Annotated in this window: 13 protein-coding genes and 1 riboswitch; of the genes, 1 reads left to right on the forward strand and 12 read right to left on the reverse strand. The window is 44.1% G+C overall.

Translation table 11 applies throughout. From position 1 onward, the window contains the following. Nucleotide 1: 1 nt before the first annotated feature. The 12 genes from QNH28_RS24805 to QNH28_RS24860 form a co-directional block, all read right to left on the reverse strand. The gene (locus QNH28_RS24805) at nucleotides 2–661 is read right to left on the reverse strand and encodes a methionine ABC transporter permease (protein ID WP_283908971.1); all 660 of its coding nucleotides are present in this window, start codon (nucleotides 659–661) and stop codon (nucleotides 2–4) included. Continuing rightward, the gene (locus QNH28_RS24810; RefSeq protein WP_283908972.1) at nucleotides 661–1,677 is read right to left on the reverse strand and encodes a methionine ABC transporter ATP-binding protein; all 1,017 of its coding nucleotides are present in this window, start codon (nucleotides 1,675–1,677) and stop codon (nucleotides 661–663) included. The genes QNH28_RS24805 and QNH28_RS24810 overlap by 1 nt, the downstream gene beginning before the upstream one ends. A gap of 100 nt (nucleotides 1,678–1,777) precedes the next feature. Continuing rightward, nucleotides 1,778–1,917: riboswitch (SAM riboswitch) on the reverse strand. Between the two features lie 99 nt (nucleotides 1,918–2,016). Beyond that, on the reverse strand, nucleotides 2,017–2,751 hold the full coding sequence (locus QNH28_RS24815) for a Cthe_2314 family HEPN domain-containing protein (RefSeq protein WP_283908973.1): 735 nt from the start codon (nucleotides 2,749–2,751) through the stop codon (nucleotides 2,017–2,019). 107 nt (nucleotides 2,752–2,858) lie between these two features. Then, nucleotides 2,859–3,836 (reverse strand): COX15/CtaA family protein, encoded by a 978-nt coding sequence (locus tag QNH28_RS24820; RefSeq protein ID WP_283908974.1) that lies wholly within the window; start codon nucleotides 3,834–3,836, stop codon nucleotides 2,859–2,861. Nucleotides 3,837–3,926: 90 nt separating this feature from the next. Further along, entirely contained in the window at nucleotides 3,927–4,271 is a 345-nt protein-coding gene (locus QNH28_RS24825; RefSeq protein WP_042194485.1) for a thioredoxin family protein, read from the reverse strand. A gap of 78 nt (nucleotides 4,272–4,349) precedes the next feature. After that, entirely contained in the window at nucleotides 4,350–5,978 is a 1,629-nt protein-coding gene (locus QNH28_RS24830; protein ID WP_283908975.1) for a putative polysaccharide biosynthesis protein, read from the reverse strand. Between the two features lie 27 nt (nucleotides 5,979–6,005). Further along, entirely contained in the window at nucleotides 6,006–6,491 is a 486-nt protein-coding gene (locus tag QNH28_RS24835) for a DUF456 domain-containing protein (protein WP_283908976.1), read from the reverse strand. A 36-nt stretch (nucleotides 6,492–6,527) separates the two neighbouring features. Next, the gene (locus QNH28_RS24840; protein ID WP_283908977.1) at nucleotides 6,528–7,283 is read right to left on the reverse strand and encodes a Cof-type HAD-IIB family hydrolase; all 756 of its coding nucleotides are present in this window, start codon (nucleotides 7,281–7,283) and stop codon (nucleotides 6,528–6,530) included. Nucleotides 7,284–7,360: 77 nt separating this feature from the next. After that, nucleotides 7,361–9,466 carry a peptidoglycan D,D-transpeptidase FtsI family protein gene (locus QNH28_RS24845; protein WP_283908978.1) on the reverse strand — a complete coding sequence of 702 codons (2,106 nt, stop codon included), beginning with the start codon at nucleotides 9,464–9,466 and terminating at the stop codon, nucleotides 7,361–7,363. Nucleotides 9,467–9,492: 26 nt separating this feature from the next. After that, nucleotides 9,493–11,568, reverse strand: coding sequence for a peptidoglycan D,D-transpeptidase FtsI family protein (locus QNH28_RS24850; RefSeq protein WP_283908979.1), 2,076 nt, complete (start codon nucleotides 11,566–11,568; stop codon nucleotides 9,493–9,495). A gap of 172 nt (nucleotides 11,569–11,740) precedes the next feature. After that, complete coding sequence (locus QNH28_RS24855) at nucleotides 11,741–12,886, reverse strand: transglutaminase domain-containing protein (RefSeq protein ID WP_283908980.1); 1,146 nt, start codon at nucleotides 12,884–12,886, stop codon at nucleotides 11,741–11,743. Nucleotides 12,887–12,947: 61 nt separating this feature from the next. Continuing rightward, nucleotides 12,948–13,385, reverse strand: coding sequence for a hypothetical protein (locus QNH28_RS24860; RefSeq protein WP_042191604.1), 438 nt, complete (start codon nucleotides 13,383–13,385; stop codon nucleotides 12,948–12,950). A 270-nt stretch (nucleotides 13,386–13,655) separates the two neighbouring features. Here QNH28_RS24860 and QNH28_RS24865 point away from each other — a divergent pair, with 270 nt between their 5' ends. Continuing rightward, nucleotides 13,656–14,843 carry an MFS transporter gene (locus QNH28_RS24865; protein WP_283908981.1) on the forward strand — a complete coding sequence of 396 codons (1,188 nt, stop codon included), beginning with the start codon at nucleotides 13,656–13,658 and terminating at the stop codon, nucleotides 14,841–14,843. The last annotated feature ends 54 nt before the right edge of the window (nucleotides 14,844–14,897 follow it).

The raw sequence follows: 14,897 nt of genomic DNA on the forward strand, positions 1-14,897 counted from the left end.
CTTATTTCCGTGTGAAATGTCGTACTAGTCGATCACCGGCCATTTGTAGCAGTTGCACCAGTATGACCATCAAGACTACAGAGATAATCATAACTTCCTTCTCATAACGGTAATATCCGTAACGAATCGCTAGATCTCCTAGCCCCCCGCCGCCTACCATCCCGGACATTGCCGTATAGGAGACCAGTGTAACTAGTGTGATCGTAACCCCAGCAAGCAGACCTGGACGAGCCTCTGGCAAAAGAACACGCATAACGATCTGATTCGTGGAAGCTCCCATCCCTTGCGCCGCTTCGATTACTCCGCGATCCACTTCTCTTAACGCCGTCTCCACCAAGCGAGCAAAGAATGGAGCTGCACCAATCACAAGCGGTGGAATCGTACCGAGTACTCCGATGGAGGTTCCAACAATAGCTTTACTAAAAGGAATTAAAGCCACCATCAGAATGATAAAAGGTACGGAACGCAGGATGTTTACAAGGAATGATAAGACCGAGTAAGTTACTCTGATTACTATACTATTCGATCTTCCCCATAAATACAATAGAATTCCGAGTGGTAAACCAAGAATAATTGTGAACAATCCAGAGAATATTAACATTTGCAAAGTAGCAACAGTAGCATCCATCATTTCTTGCCAGTTTAAATCTGCAAAATTCATTACGAAATCACCTCCACTTCAAGACCTTGAGCGGTTAGCTCGGCTATCGTCACAGCGATCGCTTCAGATGGACCTTCGAACCGAACAATCATTTGTCCATAAGGTACGTCTTTAATCGTTGAAATGGTGCCATGCAAAATGGCAAAGCTAACACCCGTTTCACGTACTACATTGGAGAGTGCAGAGCCATAGGTCTTCTCTCCGAAAAAAGTAATTTTGACGGCCTGAGAGTTGTCCCCAGCAGCAGCGTCAAGCGCCGTACGAAGGGGGCCCTCATTCTGTGATTCACTGCGAATGAAATCGCGAGTAACCTCATGCTGTGGCTTCAGGAATACCTCCGTAACTTTACCTTGCTCAACGATACCACCACCATGAATGACTGCAACACGGTCGCAAATGCTCTGAATCACGTGCATTTCGTGAGTAATCAGCACAATGGTCAGATGGAACCGTTTATTAATATCGAGCAATAGCTTAAGAATAGAGTCTGTCGTTTGTGGGTCAAGCGCAGAGGTTGCCTCGTCACATAGCAGGACATCAGGGTCGCTGGCAAGTGCCCGTGCGATGCCGACCCGTTGCTTTTGTCCTCCTGATAATTGAGAGGGATACTTATCCTGGTGTTCTTCAAGCCCAACTAGAGCAAGCAGGTCTTTCACTTTTGTATCAATATCTGCTCTCGAGGTACCTGTGAGTCGCAGAGGAAAAGCAATATTATCATATACAGTCGCAGAAGATAGCAGATTGAAATGTTGAAAAATCATCCCAATTTTGCGCCGCTGCTCCTGCAGCTGGCCTTGGGTAAGCTTGGTTAGTTCAATGCCATCTACCCATACTTCCCCTTCGGTAGGACGCTCCAACAGATTAATGCAACGGATCAATGTGCTTTTTCCCGCTCCAGAATGGCCGATGACTCCGAATATTTCACCTTTTTCGATAGACAGATTCAATCCGGAAAGTGCTGTGGCTGCATGGCTGCCTTTTCCATATACCTTAGTAATTCCTTTTAGATTAATCAACGCTCGTCGCCCCCTTTATATTTCACTTATTCCATACAAAAAAACCTCCGACGATCGATGCAGATCGCAAGAGGCTCTGTGTGTTTATTTAGACAATGCCTTCTCATCTGCCAACGACCACAAACCTTGCGTCATTGTAGGAATTAGCACCATGACATTTGTACATAACGCTAATCGCGCTGTTTACAAATCGGTTGCCGGGCTTCATCGGGCCTATCCCTCCGCCACTCTCGATAAGATATAAAGTATGAAATTTATGTTTGAATTCATACAGACTTTAATGCAAGCATAAGTATAGTAAGTTTCTTGTTTTTTGTCAAAAGGAAATATCTTGAACGCTTAGGATTGTATGCTCTTTGCCTTGCTAATTTCCTTACGCAGCTGTTCATTGCTGTAGCTAAATGCTGCGATTAATGTTTTACAGTTCATTTCGAGGGATTGCTTTAAATCCTCAAGATGGCTATCTAGATCCTCAAGCTGAATCTTGTCATGCAGGCCTTGATGTCGCTGCCATAAATCATCCTGCATCTCGGAATTCATATAATGAATTTCAGCATTCCTGCGTTTGCGTAGATTCTCCAGTGGATCTCGATAGGAATTCTTGATCTGTTCCAGTTGATCCGCTAATGCAGGATGCACATTCAATAATTGAAGTTGACGAAGCACTGTAAAATAAGAAAAGTGCGTTTTTAATTTGGAGGTTTTGAGGTCATAAAAATGATTCAGTACCGTTCCAAGCTTGTCCAGAAGAGAGAACACACGAATAAATCCATCTTTATAAAAATAAACATAACGCGCATAATCACCTTGCTCCACTGGCGACATATCGTCCATATAACCAGCAATTACCGATTTCCGGTAAAAAGCGGCCGCGAACCAGCTTTGCTCCAATTCATCCAATGAGGAGATCAGTCCACGTGTCCAAATCTCCAGCTTTCGGTATTCATGGTCACTATCCTCATGGGCACTCATTTCTTTGCGCAGCAAGGCTGCAAAAGTGGCCATATTCTCCATCGCATCAGCCAACACACCACTATTCTTTCGAGGCGGCTCTCCAAGTATAACCCGCAGCATATCCCAGTCCTCCTAAAGTTTTGTCCAGCACCACGATATACCGATTTCCACTTTATTATTCCGCAGGTAAAGCCACTCTATCCACGGTGGGAACTTTCTACCAAGGGTTACAACGGTGCCACAGGATTCGTTGGATTATTTTCAAAAACGACATTTCTCGCGCGATTCAGCTGCCAGACTCTTACACTCATATAACATAAGACACCAAACAAACTAGCGATCAACAAAATATGAGCCAGAGCAGCAAATATGTACAATCTTTCATTATCTAGCGTGTAAACGACAGCAGCTCCACTAAACACCTGCATCAAGCACAGCAGAACAGCAGCTACGCCAAGAGCTCTTAGCTCTGGGTAATCCTTATGTTTCCAAAAAGCTAGATGTCCAAGCACCGCTGTAAGAATGAATAAGATCAAAGCCGCAATCCGGTGCGTAAAAACAATACCTACTCCCCCAGACAGTTCGGGAACCCATTCGCCGTTACAGAGCGGCCAGCCAGAACATCCACCGCGTGAATCCGTATGACTAACAAAAGCACCAATATAAACGACAACATAGGAATAAAAGGCCGTAAAGCAGGTCAAATTGCGGAAAGCCTTGCTGACGGGCTTCTTCTGAATATCCACGTTATGATCGTACTCACCTGCTTCATGCCGCCTTTTCGTTCCGAGAGCAAGCATTAGAGAACTTGAAAAAGCGATCAAGGAAAAGCCCATATGCAGAGCCATTACAGCAGCAGATTGAGATTTAATTACTGCAAGCGCTCCCATACCACCTTGAACAATTACAAACAGCAAAGTCATAAATGCATATGCTAGCAAGTCCCGCCGATTTCGAGCATAACGCCAAAAAGCAATCATCGAGGCAAGTGACATTAACCCTGCCAATCCGCTAAACAAGCGATGGGTGTACTCAATCATCGAACCTACAGTATAGGCCGGAATTAATTTCCCATGACAGAGCGGCCATTCATTTCCACATTCCAATCCCGATCCAGTCTTCGTTACAACCGCTCCCCCTAATACAGCGAGGAACATGATAAGGCAAGTAAGATAACTAAGCCATTTCAACTGATTTGTCGTCAAAAAATATCACCCGCAGTTTTTAGTAATGAAGAAGCATTTTAAAAAACCACCGCTTTTGCTCGAACAGGCGAAAGCGGTGGTTTTCCGGAATTACTGTTGAAGGCTTTGATGCACTTGAACCGCTTTATCCAGGAAATTCTCAATTTCCTCGCGGGATTTACGTAATTTATTAACGAATCTGACCAATTCACGTCCATCGGAATACGCGACAAAGCTTGGAATACCCATAATATTTTGTTCCTGACTAACATCACCCACGGCATCAACGTCAACCTCAACCAGCGTTAGACGATCAGCATAGGCTTGCTCTACCTCAGGGATAAAAGGATCGATAAATTTACAGTCCGAGCACCAGTCCGCCTTGAATATGGCTACTGTTAACCGAGGAGATTGAATGGCTACCTGAAATTCAGCGGGAGAACTAATTTTGTCCATAGCTTGTTCAGTCCTTTCTTCCATATCTGTCAAATTTCTATTCTTTAAGTGAAGCAAAATGTTATGCAGAAGTCAAACCTATTCTCTCATACGAACACGCGCAGGCTGTAATTTCATCAGCGGATTCAACAATTTTTGCAATGCACGCGGATAACTGGAGATTTCCTGTTTAGTAAGCACACCTAGTACAATTAGCATGACCAGATAAATAACAACAACTGCAGCCCCTACAACAAGACAAGTGATCAGAAACGCCAGACGTGCAGGCATTAGATCTGTTAACAGAATTCCAGCTTGGTTAAGTCCAAAACCAATACCTCCGGACACAAGTACCGCAATTGCGAAACCGCCCCAACGTTTACCCATAATTTCGAAAGGTACAATGGATTTCAGCATCCGTAAGTTAAGAATAGTAATGACTACGAAACAAAGAGCTGTTGCGCCGATAATTCCATAGATCCCAAATACCTTACTCAGTAAGAAGCTTGCGGCTAATTTAACGATAATACCCACTAGCACATAATACATTGAAATGCGGGATTTGCCCATACCGAGCAAAATGGAGTTCGTTGTCATCATGGTGATTTGAAAGATCGTTCCAATCGTAAGCATCGCCACAATTCCACTTCCGTCCAAGCTGCTGAACAATAAACCATTCACAGAATAAGCCGCAGCCACAAGCGCCAATACAATTGGCATCCCTGTCAGGATAGAAATCCGCAAAGCAAGTGTAATTTGCTTCTTCAAGTGTCCCTCATCACGACGGGCATAAGCAGCTGAAATAATCGGGATCAGCGAGGTACCTAGCGCAATGGCTAGTACTGGTGGAATTCCGGCCACACTTTGAGCACGCGTGGTTAGTATACCCAAAGCTGCTGTTGCACTCTCTCTACCCATCTGATCGATAAGCAGTGGAACAGCCAAAGAAGTATCAATTACATTCACTACCGGAATCGTAAGTGAAGAGAGCACGATCGGAATCGATAGTGTGAAAATATCCTTGTAAATTCCCCAAATCGGCAATTTTTGAGTGGTATTGTAATTCAATCCTTGCTGCTTATCCTCTCGGCGCAGCTTGATTGCAAAATAAATCATGACACCAAATGCTGCAATACTACCAATTACACTACCGAAGGATGCTCCCGCAGCTATAGTTGTATTGTTATACCCCTGCTGTAATAGAATATAAGCTAGTAAAATAGCGACTAGTACGCGAGCGAACTGCTCTACAATCTGTGAAATACCACCAGCCATCATATTGTTGCGCCCTTGAAAATATCCGCGCATCATGGCAATTGCCGGAAAAAGTAAAAGCGCAGGTGCAATAGCCCTAACTGCCATCGCTGATTCAGGTACGTCAGCAATATGTGTCGCATAGAACGGAGCGCCGAAATACAGCAATGCAGTCATAACTACCCCTGCTGCTACCGAAAATATCAATGCTGCATGATACACTTGTCTAGCTTCTTCTGGACGATTCAGAGCGTACCGCTCGGAGACCATCTTACTAAGCGTACTTGGAATACCTGCTGTAGCCACGGTGAGTAGCATTAAATAGATATTGTTCGATACCCCAAATGATGCTCTCCCCACATCATCAAAAATATGATCCAGCGGCACCCGCTGAACAAGCCCGAGTACCCTTGCCACCAAAGCTGCAGCAGCAAGGATAAGCGTGCCTTTTACGAAAGACTCTTTCTTGGACAAACCATTTCCCCTTCTTCACTGTTAAAATTAAAACCGGACGACCCATATAAAAAAGAGGACGACCATAATAATTTGTAGCACAATTTTGACAACAGTACTACTAAACAACCCAAGTATTGATCCTACACTTACTTTGGCAGCTTTAGCTGGTGAAGAACCCACGATCAATTCTCCTATAAAGGCACCCAGAAACGGACCAATAATAAGTCCGAAGGCTGGGATTACAAAAGGACCAATGATTAGCCCAATCGTACACCCGATAATCGATGAACGTGAGCCGCCAAATTTCTTAACGCCCCACGCCCCTACAACGTAATCAGCAATAAATAGAACTACAACGATCAGCGTTTGAATGATCCAGAACCAAACACCAAAAGGCTCGAAAGAAAAGAACCAGCCATATACGAAAAAGGCAAGATAAATCGCAAGCGCACCTGGCAGTATAGGGTACACAGCTCCGGCCAGTCCTACGGCGAATAAAGCAATAATAAGAATCCAACCCAGGATCGTCAATACTTAACCTCCTAATAGCAAATATGCTTTATGGATTCACTTCGCAACAGCTTCATTAAAGATATATTTTTGAATGACTTCTGCAATTCCATCATTATTATTATTAGCCACTACAGCATCAGCCTCTTCTTTTACCGTCTTCTGTGCATTGCCCATCGCAACCCCAAGCCCTGCCTGCTGAATCGCTGCAAGGTCGTTGAGGCTATCGCCAACCGCTATAACTTGGGACATATCTAGCCCTAGCAGCTTACAGACTTCCAAAATTCCGGCGGCTTTATTCACACCTAGTGGATTAATCTCCAAATTATGCGGAGAGGAGTTCGTAATCTCCAATCCACCCATATCTTGAAGACGAAGCAGCAGCTTATGACGAAGCTCATCATCTTCGGTGTGATAACCGAATTTAAGCCATTCTCTGCCTGTGACATCCCCGTCCCAGTTATCCTGTTTGTGGACCTTTTCCGTAGAATAGGCCCAGAACCAAATGTCATCTTCCTTCGCAAGTTCATACATTTGTTTTACCAACATAGGGTCCATCAATGATCGACGATAAATTTCATGCGGCGCACGCCATACCTCACTACCGTTCACAGTAATCATCGGTGTTTCTAGTCCAAGCTGCTCAGCATATGGAAATGCACTTGTAAAAGCTCGGCCTGTCGACAGACAGACATGAACGCCTGCGTCGACCGCCTTTTGAAGCCATTTCACAGTTGTAGGTGTAATAATCTGTTCATCATTCAATAGGGTTCCATCCATATCCAAAGCAAGCAGGCGGTATTTGGCAGTCATTGCCACCCCTCCATTCTTTTATGCTCTCTATAGAGCAGCTGTTTATTTTTCAATCAATATTCACCTTAGTGTCAAAGTTACTGAGTACCTGTAGTCGTTCCTTCATTCGCAGGATCATTTGTATTATTACCTGACTGCAGACTCTTCTTCGGAACGCCATCTAGTCCATACTCCCAATCATAAGCATCAAAAATTTTGCGTGCGACCGGCGCAGCACTCTGGGAACCAAAGCCTCCTTCTGGAATAACTACAGCTACTGCCAGCTTAGGGTTATTTCGTGGGGCATAGGCAATAAATACACCGTTATCGCGAATTTGACCCTTAGCCACTTGTTGGGATGTTCCCGTCTTGCGAGCAAAATCATAAGGGAAATCAGAAAAAGCACTAACTTGACTTCGCATTCCCTGCTTTATTTCTGTCCAGTAGGATTTATCGAAGGCTGTTACTTCATCTATTACCTCACGACCGAACTCCTTGACCACTTTTCCATCAGCATCCGTAATCTTGCTAACTAGCTGAGGTTTGATCCGTTGTCCTTCATTAGCAAGTGTAGCTACGTATTGCGCAAGCTGCAACACCGTATAACTACCTTGTTGGCCGAAAGAAGCATACACAAGTGCCGCTTGGGCGCTACCCGCAGCCTCTATATTGGTATAGTTAATCTGTCCTAAGAATTCATTTGGCAGGCCACTTCCTGTGGATACACCAAGGCCAAACTCTTTCATATATTTATCCCAGATATCTATACCCTTGCTTTTATATTTCTCATACAATCTTTTACCAACCATGTCAACCATGAACGGATTCGAAGATTTTTCAAGCGCTTTTGCAGGGTCCATAGAACCGTATACGTGTCCACCCGCATTTCTTACCTTGGTTTCATGACCGGCTTTACCAAAAGTGGCGTAGCCTATGTCCTGATAATAGGTTGAAGTTGTAAAGAGACCTTCATTCAAACCCACGAGTACGCTCAAAGGTTTAATCGTTGAACCTAGAAGCAGTACAGATCTTAGTCCATTACCTGACGTCCCTGAAGAAATCGGATTAATGGTACCATTCTGGTAGTTATCCATGATACTGTTCCAGACATCTGTGGATAAGGATCCCGATGTCCAAATATTCGTATCGTAGTCCGGCATACTTGCCATACTGACGATATTCCCCGTATCGACTTCCATCGCTACAGCGTAACCAGTTAAAGCATTAGGATGTGTTTTACCCTGTACAGGATTGGAATGCAGCCACTTAATCTGATCCATAATCGCCTGCTCTGTCTTCATTTGAATGTTCTTATTAATGGTTGTCCAGACGTCATTGCCTTTCACAGGAGGGACTACACGTTCGACTTTCTCTGCCATGTTCTGTGGATTGACGGAGATTTCCTGATAGCCGTTTTGTCCCCGAAGCTCTCTCTGATACTGCAGCTCCAGGCCGTCAAATCCGACAAATTCGTCGTCCTTGTAAGTTAGTCCTGGCTCCGGATTGTTCTTCATAGCATTTAAGATATTCTTATAAATATTAAGGCTGTTTGCTGATTTAAAAGGCTTGATATAACCTATCGTCTGTACGGCAACCGTATCTTTATCATAATGACGAATGCTTTCCTCGACAATTTCAAGGCCTGGGTATTCACCCTTATGTTCCATGAAATAGGCTACTTCCTGAGTAGTCAGGTCCGCCTTAATTCGCCGTGCCATAAAGCCAAGTGATTTTCGGAAATATAAATCCAGTGCGTCAATAACATCTTTTTCTGTCATCTTCTCAGCTTTTGGATCACCATATTTATTGAAATCAGCTACCAGCTTGGCTGCCAATGCATCTGACTTGGCTTTAGCTTCTGGAGTTAGGGTAGTTTTACCGGTAATTTTATCTGTTTGCTTAGCGGTATACTCCTTATTGAGCGTAATATACAGCGATTGAACCGGCGTAGAGTACGCTAACTTCTCACCTTCAGCAGCATAAATTACACCTCTCATGGAAGCTAGCGGTACATTTTTGGTATCTCTGCTTGTCTCCACTTCAGTTAAAGTGGGTCCTTCCACGAATTGCAACACAGCCAGGCGTATAATAATTACGCAAAATATAACAAACGTGCTAAAGAAAAACACGTTGAGTCGCAGGCCTATGGAACTTTTACTGTTGGTCTCATCTGGAGGTGAGGCCTGCTTACGGAAAAAACTCACAGTTTATTTCTCTCCTTTTTCTCTAATTATTCTTGAACGGGGCCTGACGCAGGAGTGACATTCTTTTTCGGCACACCATCGAGCCCGTACTCCCAATCATAGGCATCAAAAATTTTACGAGCAACCGGAGCAGCGCTTTTGGAGCCAAAGCCCCCTTCTGGTATAACAACCGCTACGGCTAGCTTCGGATTTTCTCGCGGAGCAAAGGCAATAAATACCCCATTATCACGGTTTATATTTTTTCTGTCTGTTTTTTCAGAGGTACCTGTCTTACGTGCAAAATCATAAGGAAAATCATCAAAGGCACTAACTTCACTGCTCATCCCCTGTTTGATCTCTTTCCAGTAGGATTTGTCAAACGTTATCGTATTAAGCACTTCTCTTTGAAATTCCTTAACCGCCTTACCTTGCGCATCCGTGATCTTGCTAACGAGTTGAGGCTTAATACGTACTCCTTCATTTGCAAGAGTAGAAGCATACTGGGCAAGCTGCAATGTAGTATAACTGCCCTGTTGGCCAAAAGAAGCATAGATAAGTGCGGCCTGCGAGCTGCCAGCCGCCTTAAGATCAGTATAGTTAATCTGGCCCGCTGATTCACCTGGGAGACCACTTTTCGTAGATACACCCAGCCCGAACTCTTTCATATATCTGTCCCATACCTCAATGCCTTTATCCCCCGGATATTTCTTGTAAAGCTGCTTACCCACCATATCAATCATAAATACATTAGAGGAATTCATAATCGCCTTGGCCGGATCTAGTGAACCATATACGTGACCCGATGAATTTCTTACGGATGATTTATTATCCTTACCGAAATAGGTAATGCCCACATCTGAATAGGTTGTTGAGGTATTAAAGAAACCTTCCTTTAAACCAATTAACACAGTTAATGGTTTGATCGTAGATCCCATAAATACAAGTGAACTAAAATCATGACCTGATCTACCAGATGAATTCGAAGTAATCGTACCGTTTAGATGATTATTCATTATTTTATTCCAAACAGGTGTTGGTAAGGAGTCTTTAGTCCATACATTTGAATCGTAATCCGGCATGCTTGCCATGGCGACAATATTACCAGTCTCCACTTCCATTGCTACGGCGTATCCGGTTAAAGCATCTGGATGCGTCTCACCTTGAACAGCATTGGTATGTAGCCATTTAATCTGATCCAATATGGCCTGCTCTGTCTTCATCTGAATCTGCTTATTAATGGTCATCCAAATATTATTACCCTTTACAGGAGCAACGTTCTGTTCAACCTTCTCAGCCATATTCTGAGGAGTCACTGAAATGACCTGATAACCATTTTCTCCTCGCAGCTCTCGTTGATACTGCATTTCCAAACCATCAAACCCCACATATTCTTCTGCTTTATACATAAGTCCAGGGGGAGAATTTTTTTTCATTTCACTACGGACATTCTTATACATCGCTATATCTTCAGTCGATTTGAACGGCTTTCCAAAGCCGACTGTCTGCACCGCTACCGTATCTTTATCGTAGTGACGAACACTCTCCTCCACGATCGTTAGCCCCGGATAATTGTCTTTATGCTCCATGAAATAGGCTATTTCCTCTGGAATTAATCCAGTCTTGATCCGTCGCGGCACATAACCTAAATACTTTTTGAAATCTAAATCTAATGAATCTAAGATATCTTGCTGCGTTAGCTTCGGTGCATTCGGATCTCCATATTTAGCAAAATCAGCCGCAAGCCTTGTTGCAAGCATATCGGAGTTGTACTTCGCCTTCTCCGTAAGTGAGGTCTCCCCCGTTGCTTTATCTGTCGTTCTAGCTGTGTAATCTTTAGTTAATGTAAGGTAAAGCGACTCCGTAGGTGTTGAATAGGCAATCTGCTCTCCTTCGGCAGCAAAAATAATCCCACGCATCGCTGCGAGCGGAACAATTTTCGTTTCCCGGTTCGTTTCTTCTTCACTTAACAGAGCTCCCTCAGTAAACTGTAAACCTGCAAGACGTACGATAATAATACAAAAAATAAAAAAAGTGCCGAAGAAAAAAATATTCAATCTCAGACCTACAGAATTTCTTGAAGATATCCCGTCCTTAGGCGGGGGCTGCTTACCAAACAAACTCACCAGCTTTCTCCCCTTCTACAAAATAATGTCTGACATACCGTTGCCTGCGACATTGCTCTTATGATGAAGGTGATTTCTAAGCTGCTTTATTGTGAGCATGGCCTCGCATTAAAGTTAAAATTGCTGTTACTTGAGTTTATTGTACCACACCCAAGGAGTTCAGCGCCCTCACTCAGAGGGCGTTCTCCCTAATATGCGTTTCATTAAAATCCTTCGGATTGAACCAATCTCCACTGCTCGCCCAAGTCGAATCCAGCGGGATCCAGGCTTGCCGATCACTTATATATACTTCATTCCAAGCATGAGCACCATAACCGCCACGCCCATCATAACCTTGACCTGTTACAACCCGTACCTGTAAGCCCTGTGAACGAGCCATCACAGCATAAAGCCGGGCATAATCTATACACACCCCTTGCCGAGTGTCGAATGTATCCTGTGGTGTCTGTTCATGCCAGACCCTATTTTGCAAATAATTGTCAGCTTTAGCATAATCGTAAGTCACGCGTGTACCTACCCAATCATAGAGAAGTCTTGCTTTTTTCTCTTCATCTTGTGCTTGTCCAACAATGTCTTCTGCTGCTCCTATAATATCCTGAGGAATTTCATGATCGATAACCTCATATTTTCTGCGAAGAATATCATTCATCTCTGCTGCAACGGTCTTCGTCAGAATAGGAAGTTTCTTCTGCACCGTCTCACCAACAATAGGTTCAAATACAGCAGCAGCACTCTGACTATAGATTGGAGAGGACTCCACATAACGACTAAATCCACTCTCCGGATTTAATCCAACACAGATGAAAAGAGCAAGAACAATTACCAGACTGCGCATTAAGCCGATAATTAATCCAACCATTGCTCCTCCCATACGGCTTACCTGCGTAATCTTTCTGTCTTTAAATTTTTTGGTACGCCGCAATTGTGGAAAAGGAAGCAACATGGATAACAATCCTAGGAGCATACGAATTAACAGATAAGAAATCAGGAGTAACAATAGAAATCGAACTAGCGGCGATTCTGATAACACAGACACCGCCGTATAATAAATTTGCTGCCACTGTGTAAGCTTCGTATCAGGAAGACTAATCCCCGATGCCCAAGTCTCTACATATGGATTGAGGTAGGCTGCTGCTGGGATAGCTAATACCAAAGATGCTATAGTAAATAATCCTGTTCCCAGCAGCCCAAATAATCTTCCGGTAGCACTTGAGAAACCTCTGCTCCAGCCTTGCAATAGAGAGAAGACTACAACCAGCAGGAGGGCAATGGAAATGATATTAGCATCACTCACACTAGTCATCCATCCGTTTATCATATCCGCTCTCTCCTTTCAGTCGCGTGCTTGCTCGCATGTTATATTTTTGAGTCCAAGCCTCTTATTGATGTTTTCGGGCTTCCTCGATAAATGTTTTTGTCGTATCTGTAACACTCCACTTCCCAAGACTAACACCACGGAAAGTAACCTCTACTTTATCTTCACCCGCTGCGCCCTTCACTTCAATATTCGGTGTTGTAATCGTAAAGGTCCCGTCTCCATTTGAAGTGTACTTCGCATCCTGCGCTTCTTTAAGCATAACCTCTTGCGCTTCCTTCTTTAGCGTGCTTACCGTTCCATCTGCCACCTTATTCACAGCGTTACCAATTTGGTCCATTGTAACACCACTATAGATGAACAAACCTACAACGATCACAATGACAATCGCCCATTTCAGAACGGTTTTGACCAAATTAACAACCGCAAACAGCAGGACAAGCGCAATTACAATAACTAGCCAATTTTCCCTTATAAACTGTGACCATACCTCTGGATCCATCAATCTCACAACACCCCTATCGCCTAGTTTCGTCCCAAGAATTCTCTTTTCCCATAGACATAACGCCAATATTAATTATTATACATGAATACCCATCATAATTCATGGTTCCACCCTCCGTAAAAGGTATACCTACTAGCAGAATTAAAAAAGCGGTATAAGCCCTCTCTGTCCCACGTAAAGTACAAGTAATGCTTAAGAATTGGTTCTTCATTATTACGCCGTCCTGCATACACTTGTGCTGTAGGTGGCTCTCGGAGGTGTTTCCCTGTGAAAACTGCGCTGTGGCTATACTTATTTCTCTTTTTGGCGTTCTTCGATTTACATGCTCAGTATCCCGTCCTCACGCCCTTTGCCCTCTCTCTTGGTGCGGGACCCACCTTTATTGGCTGGATGATGGGCATGTACTCGTTGACCCACCTTCCCGGCAATCTGCTTGCAGGCGTACTCGTCGATCGTAATGGCTCCCGCCGCTACATCGTCTTCAGCCTTGTCGCAGCGGGAGCTATTCTACTGCTGCAAGCTCATGTACAGCTTCCATGGCATCTGCTAATGCTAAGAGCAGCAAGTGGATTCGTGCTCGCTTTTCTCTCTCCAGCCTGTATGACGTTACTGGCTTCTTTGTCATCGGATGCCACAGAGCAGGGTAAATATATGTCCGGACATGGTATCGTTCATACGTTAGCTTCAGTTGTATCGCCTGCTGCGGGAGCTTTTATCGTAGCAAAAGCGGGCTACTCTGGCACCTTCACCACACTTGGTTGGCTCCTAATCGCAACAGGAATCATGGCTTTTTTCAGTGTACCTGCACCTTCGAGACATATATTAAAGCCGTTAAGCTCAGCGCAATCAGCATTAAAAGTTCCAGATAAACCTTCTATTCCAGCGAAAGAGGATGATCAAGTTTCCAAACGTTATTACCTTTTACCTTTTTTCGTTTCCTGTTCACAAGGTGTTCTCTTTTTCGAGCTCCCACTATCTCAAACAGGGAGTAACAGTATCCTTTCCACAGGTATACTACTGTCACTCCTCAGTTTAGGTGCTTTGGTAACGCTCAGCATGCTCTTCCTGAACCGTCTTTCTCCGGGAGGAAGAATAGCAGCGGCATTACTGGGAATGGCCATCAGCTTCTTTGCACTCGCCTCATTTCACAGGATTCCGACTGCTGCGATTCTTTTTGTGCTCGGTGCAGCCAAAGGAGTGTTGTTTCCTGCAATGGCATCACTCTTCATTAGTCTAGGCGGCCCTGGGAGAATGGGTCGAACTTTCTCCATGCAGTCGATAGCCATGTCACTTGGTGCATTCGCTGGGCCCGTGGCTGCTGGACAGCTAAGGTCCTTCGTTTCTCCTTACTTCATAGCCTTTCTACTACTAATGGTAGCATTGCTTCTTCTTCCACCTAAAAACACAGGGAAACTATCGAGCCTCACTTCCAAATGGAACGGGCGAGCCGCATGATTCTTTGCTTTTACGACATTTCCCGGGGAATGAAGACTTTCCTGCAGAAACAGT

The organism is Paenibacillus sp. G2S3 (genome assembly GCF_030123105.1).
Lineage (GTDB): Bacteria > Bacillota > Bacilli > Paenibacillales > Paenibacillaceae > Paenibacillus_AQ.

Excerpts from the sequence above, each read along its gene's own strand:
- QNH28_RS24805 (WP_283908971.1), bottom strand. The coding sequence starts at position 661 with ATGAATTTTGCAGATTTAAACTGGCAAGAAATGATGGATGCTACTGTT.
- QNH28_RS24815 (WP_283908973.1), bottom strand. The coding sequence starts at position 2,751 with ATGCTGCGGGTTATACTTGGAGAGCCGCCTCGAAAGAATAGTGGTGTG.
- QNH28_RS24825 (WP_042194485.1), bottom strand. The coding sequence starts at position 4,271 with ATGGACAAAATTAGTTCTCCCGCTGAATTTCAGGTAGCCATTCAATCT.
- QNH28_RS24840 (WP_283908977.1), bottom strand. The coding sequence starts at position 7,283 with ATGACTGCCAAATACCGCCTGCTTGCTTTGGATATGGATGGAACCCTA.
- QNH28_RS24855 (WP_283908980.1), bottom strand. The coding sequence starts at position 12,886 with ATGATAAACGGATGGATGACTAGTGTGAGTGATGCTAATATCATTTCC.
- QNH28_RS24860 (WP_042191604.1), bottom strand. The coding sequence starts at position 13,385 with ATGGATCCAGAGGTATGGTCACAGTTTATAAGGGAAAATTGGCTAGTT.